The 19,203-nt window shown below is 44.6% G+C and carries 16 protein-coding genes, 2 tRNA genes and 1 pseudogene; 7 read left to right on the top strand and 12 right to left on the bottom strand.

Annotated elements, in window-relative coordinates:
- Positions 1-4: 4 nt before the first annotated feature.
- Together ACTS60_RS04535 and ACTS60_RS04530 are read left to right on the top strand one after the other, a co-directional pair.
- A complete protein-coding gene (locus tag ACTS60_RS04535) occupies positions 5-937 on the top strand; it encodes a LysR family transcriptional regulator (protein WP_440887297.1) in 933 nt (310 codons plus the stop codon).
- A gap of 133 nt (positions 938-1,070) precedes the next feature.
- Complete coding sequence (locus ACTS60_RS04530) at positions 1,071-1,547, top strand: hypothetical protein (protein WP_440887296.1); 477 nt, start codon at positions 1,071-1,073, stop codon at positions 1,545-1,547.
- A gap of 2 nt (positions 1,548-1,549) precedes the next feature.
- On the opposite strand, the gene phoU is transcribed toward ACTS60_RS04530, so the two are convergent.
- The 4 genes and pseudogenes from phoU to ACTS60_RS04510 all read right to left on the bottom strand — a co-directional run bounded on the left by phoU (position 1,550) and on the right by ACTS60_RS04510 (position 7,004).
- Positions 1,550-2,248, bottom strand: a complete 699-nt coding sequence (gene phoU, locus ACTS60_RS04525) for a phosphate signaling complex protein PhoU (RefSeq protein ID WP_440887295.1) — start codon at positions 2,246-2,248, stop codon at positions 1,550-1,552.
- A 32-nt stretch (positions 2,249-2,280) separates the two neighbouring features.
- Positions 2,281-3,099: a phosphate ABC transporter ATP-binding protein PstB gene (gene pstB / locus ACTS60_RS04520; RefSeq protein ID WP_010446113.1), complete on the bottom strand. Its 819-nt coding sequence runs from the start codon at positions 3,097-3,099 to the stop codon at positions 2,281-2,283.
- A gap of 2 nt (positions 3,100-3,101) precedes the next feature.
- Positions 3,102-4,478 (bottom strand): annotated as a pseudogene (gene pstA / locus ACTS60_RS04515) (phosphate ABC transporter permease PstA); the annotation flags it as partial.
- Positions 4,479-4,799: 321 nt separating this feature from the next.
- Complete coding sequence (locus ACTS60_RS04510) at positions 4,800-7,004, bottom strand: ABC transporter permease subunit (RefSeq protein WP_440887294.1); 2,205 nt, start codon at positions 7,002-7,004, stop codon at positions 4,800-4,802.
- A 212-nt stretch (positions 7,005-7,216) separates the two neighbouring features.
- On the opposite strand from ACTS60_RS04510, the gene ppk1 reads away from it, so the two are divergent.
- Positions 7,217-9,307 (top strand): polyphosphate kinase 1, encoded by a 2,091-nt coding sequence (gene ppk1, locus ACTS60_RS04505; RefSeq protein WP_440887293.1) that lies wholly within the window; start codon positions 7,217-7,219, stop codon positions 9,305-9,307.
- Positions 9,291-10,796, top strand: coding sequence for an exopolyphosphatase (ppx, locus tag ACTS60_RS04500; RefSeq protein ID WP_440887292.1), 1,506 nt, complete (start codon positions 9,291-9,293; stop codon positions 10,794-10,796). The genes ppk1 and ppx overlap by 17 nt, the downstream gene beginning before the upstream one ends.
- Positions 10,797-10,832: 36 nt before the next feature.
- Here ppx and ACTS60_RS04495 read toward each other — a convergent pair whose 3' ends face one another.
- The 3 genes from ACTS60_RS04495 to phoB are packed head-to-tail and all read right to left on the bottom strand — an operon-like array spanning position 10,833 to position 13,826.
- A complete protein-coding gene (locus ACTS60_RS04495) occupies positions 10,833-11,798 on the bottom strand; it encodes a PstS family phosphate ABC transporter substrate-binding protein (RefSeq protein ID WP_440887291.1) in 966 nt (321 codons plus the stop codon).
- On the bottom strand, positions 11,795-13,096 hold the full coding sequence (gene phoR, locus ACTS60_RS04490) for a phosphate regulon sensor histidine kinase PhoR (protein WP_440887290.1): 1,302 nt from the start codon (positions 13,094-13,096) through the stop codon (positions 11,795-11,797). The genes ACTS60_RS04495 and phoR overlap by 4 nt, the downstream gene beginning before the upstream one ends.
- Before the next feature lie 40 nt (positions 13,097-13,136).
- Complete coding sequence (gene phoB / locus ACTS60_RS04485; RefSeq protein ID WP_010446098.1) at positions 13,137-13,826, bottom strand: phosphate regulon transcriptional regulator PhoB; 690 nt, start codon at positions 13,824-13,826, stop codon at positions 13,137-13,139.
- Positions 13,827-14,050: 224 nt separating this feature from the next.
- Here phoB and rdgC point away from each other — a divergent pair, with 224 nt between their 5' ends.
- The 3 genes from rdgC to ACTS60_RS04470 all read left to right on the top strand — a co-directional run bounded on the left by rdgC (position 14,051) and on the right by ACTS60_RS04470 (position 16,789).
- Positions 14,051-14,965 carry a recombination-associated protein RdgC gene (gene rdgC / locus ACTS60_RS04480; RefSeq protein WP_005445276.1) on the top strand — a complete coding sequence of 305 codons (915 nt, stop codon included), beginning with the start codon at positions 14,051-14,053 and terminating at the stop codon, positions 14,963-14,965.
- 166 nt (positions 14,966-15,131) lie between these two features.
- Positions 15,132-16,532 carry a prephenate-dependent tRNA uridine(34) hydroxylase TrhP gene (gene trhP / locus ACTS60_RS04475; RefSeq protein ID WP_440887289.1) on the top strand — a complete coding sequence of 467 codons (1,401 nt, stop codon included), beginning with the start codon at positions 15,132-15,134 and terminating at the stop codon, positions 16,530-16,532.
- Positions 16,533-16,534: 2 nt separating this feature from the next.
- Entirely contained in the window at positions 16,535-16,789 is a 255-nt protein-coding gene (locus tag ACTS60_RS04470) for a YfhL family 4Fe-4S dicluster ferredoxin (protein ID WP_009843102.1), read from the top strand.
- Between the two features lie 41 nt (positions 16,790-16,830).
- Here the strand turns inward: ACTS60_RS04470 and ACTS60_RS04465 are convergent, their stop codons facing one another.
- The 5 genes from ACTS60_RS04465 to ACTS60_RS04445 form a co-directional block, all read right to left on the bottom strand.
- The gene (locus ACTS60_RS04465) at positions 16,831-17,139 is read right to left on the bottom strand and encodes a hypothetical protein (RefSeq protein WP_440887288.1); all 309 of its coding nucleotides are present in this window, start codon (positions 17,137-17,139) and stop codon (positions 16,831-16,833) included.
- Positions 17,140-17,446: 307 nt separating this feature from the next.
- On the bottom strand, positions 17,447-18,286 hold the full coding sequence (gene mepA / locus ACTS60_RS04460) for a penicillin-insensitive murein endopeptidase (RefSeq protein WP_440887287.1): 840 nt from the start codon (positions 18,284-18,286) through the stop codon (positions 17,447-17,449).
- A gap of 12 nt (positions 18,287-18,298) precedes the next feature.
- Positions 18,299-18,631: a DUF1904 domain-containing protein gene (locus tag ACTS60_RS04455; RefSeq protein WP_010446084.1), complete on the bottom strand. Its 333-nt coding sequence runs from the start codon at positions 18,629-18,631 to the stop codon at positions 18,299-18,301.
- 318 nt (positions 18,632-18,949) lie between these two features.
- Positions 18,950-19,026 (bottom strand) — tRNA-Trp (locus tag ACTS60_RS04450).
- A 36-nt stretch (positions 19,027-19,062) separates the two neighbouring features.
- A tRNA-Asp gene (locus ACTS60_RS04445) sits at positions 19,063-19,139 on the bottom strand.
- Positions 19,140-19,203: the final 64 nt, after the last annotated feature.

Raw genomic sequence — 19,203 nt, 5'->3', positions numbered from 1 at the left:
TAATATGGCGAAAGATCTGTACCACACGCTTGACCTGAATCTACTCAAAACCTTTATGGTTTTGATGCAAGAGCGAAACATGCGTAAAGCCTCACAGCGTTTATTCGTCTCTCAACCTGCAATCAGTCAAGCACTACAAAAACTCCGTAATCACTTCGATGATGAACTGTTTGTTAAAATCAAAACAGGTCTTGAGCCAACTTCTTTCGCTGAATCTCTCGCCAACGATATTACCCCTCACCTGGATGGCTTAGCTTCGGCAGTTAACCGCTCTCACCAATTTGCCCCTGCGGAGTTAGATAACAAGATTCGAATCGCACTCGCTCCTGTCACAATGACTTGTCTGCCCGGTTTTCTTTTTGAGCAGATCAATTTACTCGCACCAAATGCTCAACTTGAGTTAGTTGGCTGGTCAAACAGCACGGTAGATGAAATATTAAAAGGTGAAACACTTGTAGGAGTGAACTACGAGCTACTCCTCTCAAATAAAGAAATTTATGCACCAAAACTACTCGATTTGAAAGGCCGTATTTTTGTCCGTAAAGATCACCCGATCACCAAATTACATGTCGAGCCAAAAGACCTATCCGGCTATCCAATTGCCTCTTTGATTTCTCCAGGATGGAACGACAAGTTTAGTTATGCTTCTGAACTTCTCACAGGTATGGGCGTAGAGCATACCATTGGCTTTCGCTCAGAAATGATCACGGCAATACTAGATGTGGTCAAGCATACCGACATGTATTTGCCCCACTCTAACTTATTCCCAATAGAGCAATTCCAAGGACTAAGAGCTGTCGATATCACGATAGATGGACAAGCACAAATGAAGTCTATCCATGCTCATATGCATATTCGAAACCGAAATAACCCTCTCCTTCAGTGGTTAGTAGGGCTTATACAGCAAGGCCTAAAACAACAGACTGATAAGATTTAATTATCACCCAGATAACGATAGCTATTTAGGCATAAACACAACTTCTCAATAAGATTGTTACTAGCAAGCTAACTGAAAGGAGTTCAGCTTACCTCGGCAAGGAAGCTTCGTAGTAGATCCCTTGAGAAGTTATATGAAAAAGATCCTCCCTTTACTCACACTCTTCATACCTTTATCGATAAACGCATCCGGGTTATTTATTTCTCCAGAAGTGAAAGTTGGCTCATTTCGTGGCGCTGGTATTCAACTTGGCACTAATGACATTGCAGGCTTTGATGCGCTCTATTTCGATTACTCACGAGTGACCTACACCAGTGGAAACTTTGACGAAACTATCGATGCCTATCGTGTTGGTTTTCAACACATGTTTGACCACCAGCCACAAATGGGCTTTCAAGCCAGTCTTGGTATAGCCAGCTATGATGGCACTTATAGAGAGGAAAGAAGAGATACCACAGGATTGAGTATCGGTGGTGCTTATGTGTATCAGGTAAATCCGCTTCTCTCAGTCAGAGCGGGGGCGGACTTGGATATCTTTAAAGACGACAAAACCCACACGTTTACCGATACAGCAGTCAACTTCTCTGTGGGCTTAGGCCTGCGCTTATAAGGTTACTTCAGTACGTCATCAATGCTTTGATCACCTAGATGACGTACGTCTTTGCCTTTCACAAAGTAGATAATGTATTCACAAATATTTTGGCAGCGATCACCAACACGTTCAATCGCACGCGCCGACCACATGACCTGCAAAATATGTGGAATGTTTTTCGGATCTTCCATCATGTAAGTCATCAATTGACGGATCACTGCTTCGTATTCTGCGTCCAGTTTGTCGTCAAGCTTATGCACCTCTGCTGCGGCTTCCACGTCCATACGTGCAAACGCATCCAGCACTTGATGCAGCATTTGAATTGCTTGGCGACATAAAGGCTCTAGCGATACTTGGAATTGACACTCTTTCGATGATGGACTTTCAATCGCTACATAAGCAATGCGTGTGGCAACATCGCCAATACGCTCAAGGTCCGTGATGGTCTTAATAATCGCCATGATCAAGCGTAAGTCTTTTGCGGTTGGCTGTCGCTTAGCGATAATCCGAGTACAAGCATCATCGATAGACACTTCCATCGCATTCACTTTGTGATCATCACGCACAACTTTACGCGCCAGTTCGATATCTTCCTTGTGTAAGGCTTGGATAGCATACGACAGTTGCTGCTCTACCAAGCCGCCCATGGTAAGAACATGGGTTCGAATCGACTCTAGCTCTACGTTAAATTGTCCTGAGATGTGACGTCCAAAGTGCATGGCTTTTCTTTTAATCCTTGAAAGGTCGCAGCTTAACCGTAACGACCAGTTATGTAATCTTCAGTTTGCTTCTTCATTGGAGAAGTAAAGATCGAATCCGCATCCGAGTATTCAATCAGCTTACCCATATGAATAAACGCTGTATGGTCGCTTACGCGCGCCGCCTGCTGCATATTATGGGTAACAATGACCACAGTATATTGGGTCTTGAGCTCATTGATAAGCTCTTCAATAGTTAAAGTTGATATTGGATCCAATGCTGATGTCGGCTCATCTAATAATAGTACTTCTGGCTCGATAGCAACGGCACGTGCTATGACCAAACGCTGCTGTTGACCGCCAGAAAGTCCGAATGCGTTTTCATGTAGACGGTCTTTAACTTCATCCCACAATGCCGCTGACCGTAACGAGCGCTCGACCGCATCATCCAATGTACGGCGGGTCTTAACACCTTGTAGACGCAGACCATAAACCACATTCTCATAAATCGATTTTGGAAATGGGTTCGGTCGCTGGAACACCATACCAACACGGCGACGCAATGTTGCTACATCCACACTTGGGTTATAGACGTTCTTACCGTGCAAACGAACTTTGCCTGTTACCTTGCACCCTTCAACCAAGTCGTTCATACGGTTAATGCAACGTAATAGTGTTGATTTCCCACAGCCCGACGGGCCGATAAATGCTGTCACACGGCCTTTAGGGATACGCATGGAAATATCATGCAACGCCTGAGCCTGACCATAGAAAAGATTAAGGTTCTCAATTGAGATAGCCGTTTGTTCATCCGTTAGGTTATGCACATCCAGCGGAGGCTCATAACCCAATGTGTTGTCAAAGTTAAACATGCTTAATCTTGTCCTAAAGTTCTGTATTTCTCGCGCAAATTATTACGAATGCTGATTGCTGTTAAGTTTAGTCCGACAATCACCGTCACGAGCAAGAAGGAAGTCGCGTAAACCAATGGACGCGCAGCTTCGATATTTGACGTTTGGAAACCGACATCATAAATATGAAAACCCAAGTGCATGAACTTTCTGTCCAAGTGCACATATGGGAACTGCCCATCCACAGGCAAGCTAGAAGCTAACTTCACAACCCCAACCAACATAAGTGGTGCTACCTCACCGGCTGCACGAGCAATCGCGAGAATCAAACCGGTAATGATCGCAGGGGTTGCCATAGGCAAAACCACTCGCCACAACGTTTCAAACTGCGTTGCACCCAAGGCTAACGAACCATGACGCACGGAACTAGGAATACGAGTTAAGCCCTCTTCCGTCGTTACAATCACAACCGGCAGCGTCAAGACAGCCAGTGTCAATGCTGACCACAACAAGCCTGGAGTACCAAAGGTTGGTGCCGGCAAACGTTCAGCATAAAAGATGTTATCTATCGAGGCTCCGATGGTGTAAACAAAAAAGCCCAAACCAAATACACCGTAAACAATCGAAGGGACACCGGCAAGGTTGATAACCGCAATTCGAATCACCCTAGTCAGAGCATTATTCTTCGCGTATTCATGCAAGTAGATAGCTGCAACCACACCCAATGGCATTACAATTATTGACATGATGATAACCAAGAATACGGTACCGAAAATCGCAGGGAAAACACCACCTTCCGAGTTTGATTCTCTTGGATCTTCTGACAGGAATTTCCAAACTTGTTTGCCCCAATGCACAATCTTATCAGGCAATGACATTTGGTTTGGATACCAGTAGTCCAAAATGTCTTCAAGCGGTATTGCCACTTGCGTTCCTGTCATGTCTTCCACAATTAACGCATAATCAGAAAGCCCAAGACGCAAACCGTCAAGTTGAATATTGAGCTTAGCGAGCTCCTTTTCAATTTCGACCTTACGTTTATTATTCTTAGTTAGAAACTCTTCGGTTATAGTGCCGTTGAGTTCATGCTTGCGCTTATCTAATCGCAATTGCTCTAACTGCCAGCCTAAACTTTTCACCTGGTCATCCACCAGCGCATCAACTTCTTGGCGAATGGTTTCTGCATCATCCAACTTTTTGTTCAGTAGATTTTGGATGTTGGTTTCGTAACGAGTTTTACCATCTTGAAAAGCGACAAACCTCCCAAAAAAATATCCACCGCTGCTACGTTCAATGACAGCCCACTCATCAGGCGTTGTTGGATCATCTAACTGCATTCTCAGCACAGAGATAAAGTCTGCTGGATACAACTCTCGGTTTGCAATTTTGATATTCAGACGCGTCGCAAATTCTTCGTCATCTTCTAGCTTATTTGCCGCCTCTTCAGGTAAGTAGCTCCGTGGAACAAAACTACGCTCATAAACTTGACCAACCAAGATCGCGTTTTCATGCAATACCTCGTCTTGCACTGGTGTTACTGCTGCCACATGCCATTGATAAAGCGGCGCAGGCCAGAAATATGTTAGCCCTTTCCAACCTATCAATAACAATAAACCTAGGACAGAAAGTAAACTAATACTGACAGCTCCCCCAGTTAACCATATCCAAGGTGCGCCAGAACGAATCCAATTTAACATGCTACTACTCGCTCTCTAGTTACGTTACAACGCACGATATTTATCTCTTAGTCTTTGACGAACCAGTTCAGCCAGTGCATTCACAGCAAAAGTGAAAACAAACAGAATCAACGCTGATAGAAACAATAATCGATAATGCGAACTGCCGACTTCCGATTCAGGTAATTCAACCGCAATGGTTGCCGATAAACTGCGTAACCCTTCTAGAACATTCCAATCCATCAATGGCGTATTGCCTGTCGCCATCAATACAATCATGGTTTCACCCACAGCGCGACCAAGTCCCATCATGATCGCTGAGAAAATACCCGGACTGGCTGTCAGTAATACCACATAAATAAGTGTTTGCCATGGCGTTGCACCCAGTGCGAGAGAGCCGTCTGATAAATGCTTAGGTACGGAGAAAATTGCATCTTCCGCAATCGTAAAGATAGTCGGTATAACCGCAAACCCCATCGCTAGCCCTACTACTAGCGCATTACGTTGATCGAAACCAATACCATGGTCAGTGAGGAACAAACGCATATCACCACCAAAGAAGGCTTGCTCAATCTCTGGGGAAATCCAAACACCGAAGGCAATCAGGATCAAGATCAATGGCATGAGTACTAATGCATGCCAACCATTGGGCATTCGATTACGTATTGGCTGAGGAATCAACGCCCACAAACCACCCATCACCATAGTGCTAAGCGGTAAGATAAATAGCATCACGATGACAGTAATAAGGTGATCTTCAACAATAGGTGCAAACCAAAGTCCAGCTAAGAAGCCAATAATCACCGTTGGTAATGCCTCCATCAGCTCTATCGACGGCTTCACCACTCGTCGCATACGAGGCGACATAAAGTAGGCAGTGTAAATTGCTCCAAGTACCGCTAGTGGCACAGAAAATAACATCGCGAACATCGCCGCTTTGATGGTACCGAAAGCAATCGGAACTAAGCTGAACTTGGCTTCAAAGTCATCACTTGCTGAGGTTGATTGCCAGACAAACTCTGGCTCTGGATAACCTTCATACCACACTTTTTGCCACAAAGAAGACAAAGAGACTTCTGGGTACGGGTTATCAACAAACGCGACATTCAATTCGTCGTTTTGCCATGTAATCAGGTAGCGCTCGTTATTCGACATTCCTGCCATCACTGGCGCTTGTTTGTAGGCACGCTTAAACAGCACCAATTTCTCACTGGTGGTGTAGTGGCTTTGCAACGTACCGTTGGTGTAAAAGCTGTAGAAACCTTTGCGGTGTGAATCGGGAAGTAAATACTTCAGCTCAGACGCCAACTTAAAGTCACGAATGTGAGTCAACGTTCGCTGGTCACTCTGCAACGTATCAAACCATTGCGATACGCGACCATCGTTATGCGTAACGAGCAGAGAATACGCCCCAGCCAGCAAATCCATCGTTCTCACAGAGTGCTTTTTATCCCCCTGAGTCAGATCGATCACTTCACGCACTGTAAACTTGTTTTCACCTTTTACGAGAACAATCAGTTCAGAACCATTACGCAAATATAAGTTTTTGCCATCTGGGGTTAATAGCATTTGATCCGGGGCATCAAAGCCAGAAGAAAAAGTGTAATCAATGGTAATCGGCGTTGTACTTAACAATGGTGACACTTGCCAACGCGCTTTAAGCAAACCACTTTGAGTCTGCCATATTAAAGTTGGGTTTTGTAACGATGGACTAAAAGCAAACTGCGTTACCGGATCATTCACATCCGTTAACTGCATATTCATACTAGAATTAAAAGAGATCACTTCTGGTGGACGAGTATTTTCTCTCAACGTCGCGTTAAATTCTGGTTTGAAGATATCGGCTTTACCTTGTTCATCCACTAGGCCATACCAGCCCAACCCCGGAGCCGATTGGGCAAACGCAACAGGATCATGGACTATCTGTTGAGTAAACAGCGCCGGCTTATTGGGATCATCAAGAGAAAGAAAGTGAACCTCACCGGCCTGAGTCAACACCAAACCGATTTGAGAGTAATCATCGACAGAAATAGCAAGTGGCTTACCACTGTAAGTAATTCGTGAGGCATAATTGGTTTCGATCTCTGCATCAGAAAACAGAGGAATGATCACCAATGCAAGGTAAACAAAAATCAGCACTAGGGCAGCAAGGACACCGACACCACCTGAGGTCACTGCAAAGCGGACTAAACGATCTTTAATCAATCGCTTCTTATCTTTTTCCTGCAATGAAAACTCGGCTTGTGCCATTGATCTCTCTACCCTTTTTTACTTAGTACTAGAATATGTCGTTAAGATGACAATTATATTACAGATCACATTAAACAACTGAAAAGAATACAACTCTTGTACAGATCGTAGTATGAAATAAAACTGTAACGTAAACCTCATAATGTTCAGGCTCATCATTTTGTATCTAACAGATGAGTATGGATTTACTTCATTTTAGGCTAGGTAAGGTTATGAGCGCAGAAAAACTCTATATAGAAAAAGAACTTAGTTGGTTGTCTTTCAACGAACGAGTACTACAAGAAGCCGCTGATAAAACCGTTCCTCTGATTGAACGTATTCGCTTTCTTGGGATCTTTTCTAACAATTTAGATGAGTTTTATAAAGTGCGCTTTGCAGACGTAAAACGTCGGATCTTAATTAGCCAAGAAAGAGGTGATAGTGATAACTCTAAGCACTTGTTAACTAAGATGCAATCCAAAGCATTGAGGTTAAATGAGCAGTTCGATGAGCTGTATAGTGAATTAATTCGTGAGATGGCTAGGCGTCGTATTTTCTTAGTCAACGAGAATCAACTTGATGATACCCAAAAGCGTTGGATCACTAAGTACTTCCGTAAAGAGGTAATGCCACATATCACGCCACTGTTGATCAAAGATGACATAGACGTATTGCAGTTCCTTAAAGACGAATACGCCTACATTACCGTTGACCTGCGCAACGGCGATCAATCTCAGTACGCTCTAATTGAAATCCCAACCGATCACTTACCTCGTTTTGTCATGCTGCCTGAAAAAAAAGGCAAACGACGTAAAACAATCATCTTACTTGATAACATCATTCGCTATTGTCTTGATGAGCTATTCAAAGGTTTTTTTGAATACGATGAACTCAATGGTTACGCAATGAAAATGACGCGCGATGCTGAATATGACTTGCGCTTTGAAGTCGAATACAGCCTCCTAGAACAAATGTCTGAAGGGGTAAACCAACGCCTCACGGCCTTGCCTGTACGCTTTGTTTATGAGCGTGACATGCCACAAAAAATGCTGAGCTTCTTGTGCAATAAACTGGGGATATCTAGTTACGATAACCTCATTCCAGGTGGTCGCTATCACAATTTCAAAGACTTCATTAATTTTCCCAATGTGGGGCGTGACTACCTAGAAAATAAACCGATGCCACCAATGAAGTGTGCCGACTTTGAAGGTTACGCCAACAGTTTTGAAGCAATCAAAACAAAAGACATACTGCTGCATTACCCTTATCACACCTTTGATCATATCTCAGAATTGGTTCGCCAAGCGTCCTTTGATCCTAAAGTTCTAAGTATCAAAATCAATATCTATCGCGTGGCGAAAGACTCCCGTTTAATGAACTCTTTGATCGATGCGGTACACAATGGCAAGAGTGTCACTGTTGTTGTGGAGCTACAAGCCCGCTTCGATGAAGAAGCTAACATCGAATGGTCCAGAATACTGACAGAAGCGGGAGTGCATGTTGTCTTTGGAGCTCCAGGCCTTAAGATCCACTCCAAGCTACTACTAATTAGTCGTCGCGAAGAGGGCGAAATTATTCACTATGCCCACATTGGCACCGGAAACTTCCATGAAAAGACCGCTCGCATCTACACAGACTTTTCCTTGTTAACGGCTGACCAGGAGATCACTGACGAGGTACAGAATGTATTCGGTTATATAGAAAACCCTTACCGTCCGGTTAAGTTTAACCATTTGATTGTTTCTCCACGTAACTCTCGAACACAGCTATATCGCCTTATTGATGGTGAAATTGTCAATGCGAAAGCAGGAAAGAAAGCGGCATTGACCATCAAAGTGAATAACTTGGTCGATAGAGGCATCATCAATAAACTCTATGGTGCCAGTAATGCAGGGGTAAAAATCAATATGATCATCCGCGGGATGTGTTCTTTGGTACCAGGGATTGAAGGGGTGAGTGAAAACATTCGCATTATCAGCATTGTTGACCGCTTCTTAGAACACCCTCGCGTGATCATCACCCATAATGCTGGTGACCCGCAAGTTTATATCTCGTCTGCAGACTGGATGACACGGAACCTCGATCACCGCATTGAGGTTGCAGTACCAATCCGCGATCCTCGTTTGAAGCAAAGAGTTATTGATATTACTAACATTCACTTTACCGATACAGTAAAGGCTCGTTTGATAGATAAAGAGATGAGCAATAACTACGTGCCACGCGGTAACCGTAAAAAAGTTCGCTCACAAGTTGCTATCTACGACTATCTTAAACATATAGAAAAGCAAATAAGAAAACAAAAAGCAGATGCCTCAAATACTTGAACAAGATGTACGCCATATAGCTGCGATTGACCTTGGTTCGAACAGCTTCCATATGGTGGTGGCGAAAGTTGTTGGAAGTGACCTGCAATTAGTTAGCCGCCATAAACAACGAGTGCGCTTAGCTGCGGGACTCGATTCAGAGCTAAACCTTAGCCATGCTGCGATGGAGCGAGGACTCGAGTGCCTTGCTATGTTCGCCGAGCGCTTACAGGGTTTTGAAACTTCAAACGTAAGAATCGCAGCCACCCACACATTAAGACGCGCCAACAATGCTCACCTCTTTATTAAGCGAGCCAAAGAAGTTCTGCCTTTCCCTATCGAAATCATTCCTGGTGAAGAAGAAGCTCGCCTTATCTACCTAGGGGTGGCACACACTCAAGCGGAGTCAAACTCTAAATTGGTGGTCGACATCGGAGGCGGAAGTACCGAGATGATCATAGGCCAAGAGTTCGAACCAGAGCTTCTCAACAGTAAGCAAATGGGTTGTGTGAGCTTTACCGAGCAGTTCTTCAACAATGGCAAACTGTCGAGTAAGAACTTCAGCAAAGCAATTCTCGCCGCAGAGCAACGCATGGAATCCATTGCCTCAAAATACCGTAAGAAAGGCTGGGATATTGCTCTTGGCTCTTCCGGCACTATCAAAGCAATAGGCGAAGTGTTGATTGGTTTAGGTTATGAAGACGGGCTGATCACCAACAAGCGTTTAGGTAAACTTATCGACACACTATGTGAGTTTGAATCGATTGATGGTATTGAACTGGTCGGCCTTTCCGACGAACGCAAGCCCGTCTTTGCCGCTGGTGTAGCTATATTGTCTGCGATCTTCCAATCGCTAAAAATCAACCAGATGTTTTTCTCCGATGGTGCATTACGAGAAGGCTTGCTCTATGAAATGGAAGAACGCTTCGCGCGCTCTGATATTCGTATGCGCACCACAGAAAACCTCGCCAAACAACATCGCGTCGATATCGAACACGCTGCTCGGGTAAAAGGTAATGCTCGTGAACTGCTGTGCAACGTTCGCTCTGAACTAGGTATCAAGAAGAAAAGTGAGCTATTTGATTTGCTTGAATGGGCAGCTCTGCTTCATGAAGTTGGCTTAAGTATCAGTCTGCGCGGCTTTCATCGCCACTCATTCTACATTCTGCTGCATTCAAACTTGCCAGGCTTCAACCGTGAACAACAATTGGTGCTGGCAACTTTAACTCGTTTTCAACGTAAATCCCTTAAGTTGAATGAGTTTCCAGAGTTTAACCTCTATAAACAAAGCGACATCATTAACTTAATCAAGATTCTGCGCCTGGCCATCGTGGTGAACGGTCAACGCAATGATGACCCGCTGCCAGAGCTGACACTATCGATACAAGAAGATAAGTGGGTACTTACCTGCGTAGAAGAAGATTGGCTAGAGAATAACAAACTGCTCGATGCTGACCTGCAGGAAGAGCAGCAACGCTGGGAAAGCGCTGGGTGGGAATTAAACTTCTAAAACTTCAAGCTCAATGAAGCAAAGAATAAGGTCAGCTTATAAGCCGACCTTTTTTAATTCCTCTGCGGCAAAGTCAGCAGTAATCGGAACATAACCATCTTTCGCGACCAGCGCTTGCCCTTGGGCAGAGAACATAAAGCGAATGAATTCCGCTTCGATTGGACTTAGCGGATAATCCGGATGTTTATTCACGTAAACATATAGGTAACGTGATAGTGGGTACTTACCTGAAATAATATTTTCACGCACTGGACTAACGTAATCCGTACCTGTTTTTGCAATCGGTACGAGACGAACCCCCGCCACTCGATAGCCAACGCCAGAGTAACCAACACCACTAATTGTAGAAGCCACAGACTGTACTACTGATGCCGAGCCTGGCTGCTCATTCACACGAGTTTTAAAGTCTCCACCGCATAGGGCGTTACTTTTAAAGTAACCATAAGTACCTGATACAGAGTTACGCCCAAACAGCTGCAAGTTTCGCTTTGCCCAATCCGCTTTGATACCGAGATCTCGCCAGTTAGTGATAAACGTACTTTCACCACAACGCAACGTCGCAGAGAACATCGCATCCAACTGATGGAAATTCAGCCCTTTAATCGGGTTATCTTGATGCACAAAGATGCCAATTGCATCAATCGCGACACGAAGCGCGGTTGGCTTGTAACCATGAACGCGTTCGAATGCTTCAATTTCACGCATGCGCATAGCACGGCTCATTGGACCGAATTGTGCCGTTTGTTCTGTTAAAGCAGGTGGTGCCGTCGATGAACCAGAAGCTTGCACCTGAGCATTAATGTTTGGGTAGATAGACTTAAACTCTTCCACCCAAAGCGTGGTCATCCCCGCGAGTGTATCCGAGCCAACCGAAAGCAAGTTACCCGCAATACCCGTTGTCTTCTGATAACTAGGCAGCGGTTTATCTTGTGCAAAAGCCACACTAGAGAGAACCAGCGTGACTAGCGTGATTTTCTTGATTGCGTTGGATAAGACACTCATGACTTCACCACCAAACGACTTGGCAGAATGAAGGAAAACTTACTGCCAACGCCAACTTCACTGTGGATTTCTAGGTGAGAATCGTGGTGGCTTAATGCGTGCTTCACGATGGCTAAGCCAAGACCACTGCCACCGGTGTCTCGTGAGCGAGCTTTATCAACGCGATAGAAACGCTCGGTCAATCGATGTAAGTGTTGTGGCTCAATACCATCACCGCTGTCTTCTACTTCTAAGCAAGCACCTTGCGCGGTTTGATACCAACGTACATTGATATGCGCACCAGGAGGCGTATATTTCACTGCATTGTATACCAAGTTAGAGATCGCACTACGAAGCTGGTCATCATCACCAAGCACACGCAGATTGGAATCGACATCGAACTTCAACTGATGCTGATCATCGCCACTTAAGCTTATGGCCTCCTTCTCTAGCACTTCTAACATGCTAGGTACATTGACCACATCTTCCAGTTCATGCATTGGTGCCGCTTCAATCTTAGAAAGCGTCAGAAGCTGATTAACCAAGCTGTTCATGCGATTGAGCTGCTCTGTCATCACACCATGCGCTTTGGTCCACATTGGGCCGACGATCATGTCTGGGTCTTCCGTCATCTCAAGATAACCTTGCAGTACCGTCATCGGTGTACGAAGCTCATGAGATACGTTAGCGAAGAAGTTACGACGCATACCTTCAAGTTGTTTAAGCTGACTCACATCACGCACCACCATCAGGTGTTCACCTTCGGTGTAAGGCACGATACGTAGCTCTAACATACGTTCGACGTTCAATGGGGAGCGCATTTCTAGCGGCTCGGAGAAGTCTTGCTTGTTGATGTACTTTATAAAATCTGGAGTACGAATTAGGTTAGAAATAGGTTGTCCAGAATCTTCCGGCCAGTGGAAACCCAAAAGGTGCTGTGCAAGCTTGTTACACCACACAATGTTACCTTCAGCGCGAAATACCACCACCGCATCCGGCAGTGATTCAGCACCATTACGGAAACGGCGAATTAAGTTGGTGAGCTCTTTGCGTTTGCGACGCTGACGTTGCTGCAAGCGGTACAAACCGTTAAACAACGATTCCCAGTTACCACTGCCAGAAGGCGGTGTCAGACGTTTTTCATCCCACAACCAAGCCGACAAACGAACTTGATTATGTAAATGCCATACAAGCTGCAAAGCCGTGGCAGCCAAAAGCAACCACGGCATATAACCGAATATCCAACCTATGATCACCCACGGGGTGTAAAAAAAAGCCAGCTCCCAGGCCAGCTTTTTCCAAGTCAATCTTTCAACCACTCATTACTCCATAAATGGTATTGATAAGCTGCTAACGATGTTATGCCTTTGTCGAGAAACGGTAACCTGCACCACGAACGGTTTGAATCAACTTGTCATGGCCAGCCATTTCAAGTGCTTTACGTAGACGACGGATATGCACATCAACGGTACGATCTTCTACATAAACATTAGTACCCCAAACGTTGTTTAGCAGTTGTTCTCGACTGTAAACACGTTCTTGATGGGTCATAAAGAAGTGCAGCATTTTGAACTCTGTTGGCCCCATATCGACCGCTTCATCATTTGCGGTAACACGGTGAGAAACAGGATCTAATTTTAGACCTTGGACATCAATCACATCTTCAAGTGCAGTCGGTGTCACGCGGCGAATTACCGCTTTAAGACGAGCAACCAGCTCTTTTGGTGAGAAAGGTTTAGTGATGTAGTCATCAGCGCCGACTTCTAAGCCGCGAACCTTATCTTCTTCTTCACCACGAGCGGTGAGCATAACAACAGGAATGTTACGAGTTAACTCTTCACGCTTCATGTGTTTGATGAAATTGATACCGCTACCGCCTGGTAGCATCCAGTCTAGTAACACTAAATCTGGGAAGGGTTCAGCCAATTTGGTTACCGCAGTATCATAATCTTCTGCTTCTACTGCTTGATAACCTTTCTGTTCAAGCACGAAGCAGAGCATTTCGCGAATCGGAGCTTCGTCTTCAACAACCAGAATCCTTCTAGACATAATTGAATAACCTTATGTGAGTTGAGCTAATGAATTTCAAGGACAAAGCGCCCCTCTATGCATAAGCATTATTACCACCAATTATGACACTTTTGTGACCTTTGAAAACAAATTTTCATATAAGTTTCTTTTGAGATTCATCATGATCTTTTTCAATTCAATTAGGACAACGCCGGGAAAATTCCCTATGATTAGTCCCTTGTCATCAAGCCTAGAGAAGATTTATGTGGTTTAAAAACTGTCTGGTATACCGCGTTAACCGCGAGGTTAACTTCAACGCCGATCAACTGGAAACGCAACTAGCCGAGTTCCGATTCACGCCTTGTGGCAGCCAAGATAAACAAAAGTTTGGCTGGGTTAGCGCGATGGGTAGAAATGGCGACATGATGACGCACGTTTCTGAAAACCGCATTCTGATTTGCGCCAAGAAAGAAGAGAAGATGCTACCTGCTTCAGTGATCAAAGATTCACTAAACGCAAAAGTAGAAGCAATGGAAGCACAAGAAGGTCGTCCTCTTAAAAAGAAAGAGAAAGACAACCTAAAAGATGACATCGTAATGGATCTACTGCCACGTGCATTTAGCCGCAGCAGCCACACTTACGTACTGATCATGCCAAAAGAAGGCTTCATCCTTGTTGATGCAAGCAGCTATAAAAAAGCAGAAGACGTATTGGCGCTATTACGTAAGACAATGGGTAGCCTGCCTGTTGTACCAGCAATCCCTGAAGTTGCGATCGAAACGACCCTAACTGAATGGGTGAAAACGGGCGACACGCCACAAGGCATCACAATGATGGACGAAGCAGAACTTAAGTCTGTGCTAGAGGAAGGTGGTGTGATTCGTTGTAAGAAGCAAGAACTGACGACCGATGAAATCCGCAACCACATCGCTGCAGATAAAGTGGTGACTAAGCTAGCACTAAACTGGCAAGATCGTATCGAATTCATCATGGCTGAGGACTCTGGCATCAAACGCCTTAAGTTCTCTGATGAACTAAAAGATCAAAACGATGATATACCACGTGAAGATCAAGCTGCTCGCTTCGACGCAGACTTCTCTCTAATGTGTGGTGAGTTCAGCGCTTTCCTACCAAACCTATACGAAGCGCTAGGCGGTCTGCCAAACCCTAACGCTTAATATCGAACAAAGATCAATCACAACGCCCTCACTTATTTTGAGGGCGTTTGTTTATCCAAACCATAATTCTCCTAGTCACAGGTCACATTTTGACGTAAAATTTGCGCCCCATTTCCATGAGGTGGATTTGGCCTGACTTGTGATCAGATACTAAGAGAATTGAGCAATGACAACAGAGAAAGCATTCGTACCAGAGCTACTGTCTCCAGCAGGTAGCCTTAAAAACATGCGTTACGCATTCGCCTACGGCGCAGATGCAGTATACGCTGGCCAACCTCGCTACAGCCTTCGCGTACGTAACAACGAGTTCAACCACGAAAACCTACAAATCGGTATCAACGAAGCGCATGCCCTAGGCAAAAAGCTTTACGTGGTATGTAACATCCAACCGCATAACTCTAAGCTTAAGACTTTCATCCGCGACCTTAAGCCAGTGGTAGAAATGGGCCCAGACGCACTTATCATGTCTGATCCAGGTCTTATCATGATGGTTCGCGAAGCGTTCCCAGAAATGCCAATCCACCTGTCTGTACAGGCGAACGCAGTAAACTGGGCAACTGTGAAGTTCTGGGCAGCTAACGGCGTTGAGCGTGTGATCGTTTCTCGTGAGCTTTCTCTAGAAGAAATCGAAGAAATTCGCGAGCACTGTCCTGAAACTGAACTAGAAGTTTTCGTTCACGGTGCTCTATGCATGGCTTACTCTGGCCGCTGCCTACTTTCTGGTTACATCAACAAACGTGACCCGAACCAAGGTACTTGCACTAACGCATGCCGTTGGGAATACAAAGTAGAAGAAGGCAAAGAAAACGACACAGGCCAAATTGTTGAAGCATTCGATCCAAACGAAGCTCAAGCAATCGAAGTTGCAGACGAACGTCCTGAAACGACGATCGGTCGCGGCAAACCAACTGACGAAGTTGTACTGCTTTCTGAAAGCCACCGCCCAGAAGAAAAAATGGCGGCGTTTGAAGATGAGCACGGCACTTACATCATGAACTCGAAAGACCTACGTGCAATCCAACACGTAGAACGTCTAACTAAGATGGGTGTTCACTCTCTTAAAATTGAAGGTCGTACTAAGTCTTTCTACTACTGTGCTCGTACAGCTCAGGTTTACCGTAAGGCGATTGATGACGCAGTTGCTGGTCGTCCATTTGATGAAAGCCTAATGGGTACGCTAGAAAGCCTAGCTCACCGTGGTTACACAGAAGGTTTCCTACGTCGTCACACTCACGACAGCTACCAAAACTACGATTACGGTTACTCTGTATCTGATGCTCAGCAATTCGTTGGTGAGTTCACTGGTAAACGTCGTGGTGACATGGCGGAAGTTGAAGTGAAGAACAAGTTCATCGTTGGTGACAGCCTTGAACTAATGACGCCAAAAGGCAACGTAATCTTTACGCTAGAAGCGATGGAAAACCGTAAGTCAGAATCAATTGAAGACGCAAAAGGTAACGGCCACTTTGTATTTATTCCAGTTCCAGAAGACATGGATTTGGAATACGGTCTGTTGATGCGTAACTTAAATGCAGGTCAGGATACCCGTAACCCAACTGGTAAGTAATCATGGCACTACTTATTACCGATAAGTGCATCAACTGTGATATGTGTGACCCAGAATGCCCTAACGGTGCAATTACGATGGGTGACAGAATTTTCGAGATTGATCCTGCTCTTTGTACAGAATGCAAAGGTCACTACGAAAAGCCAACATGTCAGTCAGTGTGTCCTATTACAAAATGCATTATTACCGACCCAAATCATGTAGAAACTGAAGAGCAATTGCTAGAGAAGTTCGTGATCATTCAAGGGTTAGCGTAAACGAAAGAGGTTCAACTTTGTATCCAAAGTTGAACCTTTTTTTAACCCGACTTCTCGATAGGATAGATATTGCAAAACATCTCTTTCTCAAAGTTATACTCCAAACGAGAACGCCAGTCTGAAGCATTTGAAACCGGCACCAAATAAAAGTTCTCCCTGCTAGTGTCAGTAACGAATGCCATCCCATACTGCATTAACTCATAATGAACATCACTAACGAACCCAGGGTCTAAACGCTGCCTACCAGTAAGATGATTAATATCATCTCTTGAAATAGAAACACCTGTCTCTTCACCGCTAAATCTGTGTCTCAGCCATCCCGCAAATTCTTTTGCACAAATCATTGTCATGGTCTTGTCCTTGATTTACTCTGCGACGGGCAACAAGCCACTCAGCCCACCTATTAATATTGTCTGCAAAGCCACTTCCATTGCCAACTGACAGACACGAAGCTAAGTAATCAGAGAGTCGTCAGAATTAGTTCTGTTTGAAAACAAAGAAAATGGGACAAACCACCATAAGCAACTGTTTTCTAAAAACTTAAATGCAATACCACTCAAATAACTTAGGCTATTTTTTGTACTAATATTATTCACTGTAGACAAAAGTGTGATGATTCTCCAGTTTCATAACCGAGATATGACAACACCATATTCATTAGTTCATTGTAATAAGTGGAGTGCACTTGGCTGGAGTTAGCTTTCTCTTTTTCTGAACTGGGGGAGGAGCATTTACTTTCTTTGTTGTTTCTGGAGGCGTGGCTTTAGGCTTCCAACTTGCAAGTTCCGCCCCACACCCGTCACCAACAGGAGGGGGAGCTTGATCCACGCAGTTAGGACTGGAATCGGGACAAGCTAACCTAACATGGAAATGATAATGATGCCCCCACCAAGGGCGGATCTTACGCAGCCACGCTCGCTCACGGCCCTCTTCCTGCATACACAATTGCTCTTTAATTACTGGATGAACAAAGATCCTAGCAACATCTTCACTTTGAGCCGCACTACGAATAATTTCAAAGTGTCGCACCTCCCAGCGATGTTCTAAGATTTGGTATTTTTTTAGATCCACCACACTCATTGGCCTAGGAAGCTGCAGTTCATTATACGACAAAGGTTCATCGGCTAGACGCAACCAAATATCGATATCTAAACCTGTTTGGTGACTGGAGTGACCAGAAGAAAAACGCCCACCACGCGCTAAAGATAAATCTCCGATGAGCAAGGTTGTATTAAGGTCTTGGTTTGCTTTTTTAGCGAGGCCTTCGATAAAACCAATAGTATGTGGATGCCCATAGTAACGCTTCGTGCGACTACGTAAAACCTGATAGCCGATGCCATCTAAAGGAAGAGGTAAAGCACCATCTAGACATCCATTGGCATAACTACCAATAGAAGAGGAAAAGTTATTTGTGGGACCAGGAACCTGCTCCCATGGAGTCGCATGAGCAAAAGCTGAGAACAAAAAACTTAGATAAAAAGAAAGACTCAGCTTCATCGCGCTTATTCCTTAATAGTGCTCACCATTATCATAGTAGCCTTTTGGGGAGAGGGCTGAGAAAATTACCGCAACATCGATATCTTCACCTGCAATGCCACGGACTTGTTGGGTGATTGCTTTAGCAACTTTATCCTGTGTTTCCTGACCACGGTCGAACCACAGTACCTCAACAAAAGGGTAAGCAGCACTTACTTCACCTTCACTAAAAAATGTACTGTAAATGTATTCAAAAGTGAAATCCTCACGAGGACAATCCATTAGCGGCTGTAACTCGTCAGTAAGAGGCTTTGAGAGTGCTTGAACCGCTTGAGGCTCGACCGCTCTAAATCGAAGATGTGGCATAAAATTGCTTCCTAATTATTAGAATTAAGCGCCGATAATAGCAGGAACTCAGATTCTTATCACCCTAGTGGTAATAGTATATATCAAGAGAAATGCGATATCAGAAAATGAGAAATTTGAGGACGAGAGAAGACTAAGCATGATAAAAAGCTCTAGTATTTTTCCTAGCGCCTCAATTAAAGAGCGGATAAATAGCTGGTACTTTGAGAAATTAAACCGAGATGATGTAGAAGTGAGGAGCACAGTACTCGCGGTGCTTATGCTTAAAAAACGACAGATGTAAAAAAGGCCTCAGCATTTCTGCTGAGGCCTTAAATATGGCAGGGGTGGAGAGATTCGAACTCCCAACACGCGGATTTGGAATCCGCTGCTCTGCCAATTGGAGCTACACCCCTGTTGTTCGTGTTTAATGAGACGACTCTCGAATAAAATGGCGGAGCGGACGGGACTCGAACCCGCGACCCCCGGCGTGACAGGCCGGTATTCTAACCAACTGAACTACCGCTCCGCACTGGTTAGACATTTAAGTCTAAATTTGAAGCCTGGCGATGTCCTACTCTCACATGGGGAAA

Origin of the sequence: Vibrio sp. WZ-1 (genome assembly GCF_052037695.1) — a bacterium.
GTDB lineage: Bacteria > Pseudomonadota > Gammaproteobacteria > Enterobacterales > Vibrionaceae > Vibrio.
This window is presented reverse-complemented; position numbering and strand designations above follow the sequence as displayed.

Excerpts from the sequence above, each read along its gene's own strand:
- trhP (WP_440887289.1), top strand. The coding sequence starts at position 15,132 with ATGACAACAGAGAAAGCATTCGTACCAGAGCTACTGTCTCCAGCAGGT.
- ACTS60_RS04455 (WP_010446084.1), bottom strand. The coding sequence starts at position 18,631 with ATGCCACATCTTCGATTTAGAGCGGTCGAGCCTCAAGCGGTTCAAGCA.
- phoB (WP_010446098.1), bottom strand. The coding sequence starts at position 13,826 with ATGTCTAGAAGGATTCTGGTTGTTGAAGACGAAGCTCCGATTCGCGAA.
- rdgC (WP_005445276.1), top strand. The coding sequence starts at position 14,051 with ATGTGGTTTAAAAACTGTCTGGTATACCGCGTTAACCGCGAGGTTAAC.
- ACTS60_RS04510 (WP_440887294.1), bottom strand. The coding sequence starts at position 7,004 with ATGGCACAAGCCGAGTTTTCATTGCAGGAAAAAGATAAGAAGCGATTG.
- phoU (WP_440887295.1), bottom strand. The coding sequence starts at position 2,248 with ATGCACTTTGGACGTCACATCTCAGGACAATTTAACGTAGAGCTAGAG.
- ACTS60_RS04470 (WP_009843102.1), top strand. The coding sequence starts at position 16,535 with ATGGCACTACTTATTACCGATAAGTGCATCAACTGTGATATGTGTGAC.
- pstB (WP_010446113.1), bottom strand. The coding sequence starts at position 3,099 with ATGTTTAACTTTGACAACACATTGGGTTATGAGCCTCCGCTGGATGTG.
- ACTS60_RS04465 (WP_440887288.1), bottom strand. The coding sequence starts at position 17,139 with ATGACAATGATTTGTGCAAAAGAATTTGCGGGATGGCTGAGACACAGA.
- ppx (WP_440887292.1), top strand. The coding sequence starts at position 9,291 with ATGCCTCAAATACTTGAACAAGATGTACGCCATATAGCTGCGATTGAC.
- ACTS60_RS04530 (WP_440887296.1), top strand. The coding sequence starts at position 1,071 with ATGAAAAAGATCCTCCCTTTACTCACACTCTTCATACCTTTATCGATA.
- ACTS60_RS04535 (WP_440887297.1), top strand. The coding sequence starts at position 5 with ATGGCGAAAGATCTGTACCACACGCTTGACCTGAATCTACTCAAAACC.
- ppk1 (WP_440887293.1), top strand. The coding sequence starts at position 7,217 with ATGAGCGCAGAAAAACTCTATATAGAAAAAGAACTTAGTTGGTTGTCT.
- ACTS60_RS04495 (WP_440887291.1), bottom strand. The coding sequence starts at position 11,798 with ATGAGTGTCTTATCCAACGCAATCAAGAAAATCACGCTAGTCACGCTG.
- mepA (WP_440887287.1), bottom strand. The coding sequence starts at position 18,286 with ATGAAGCTGAGTCTTTCTTTTTATCTAAGTTTTTTGTTCTCAGCTTTT.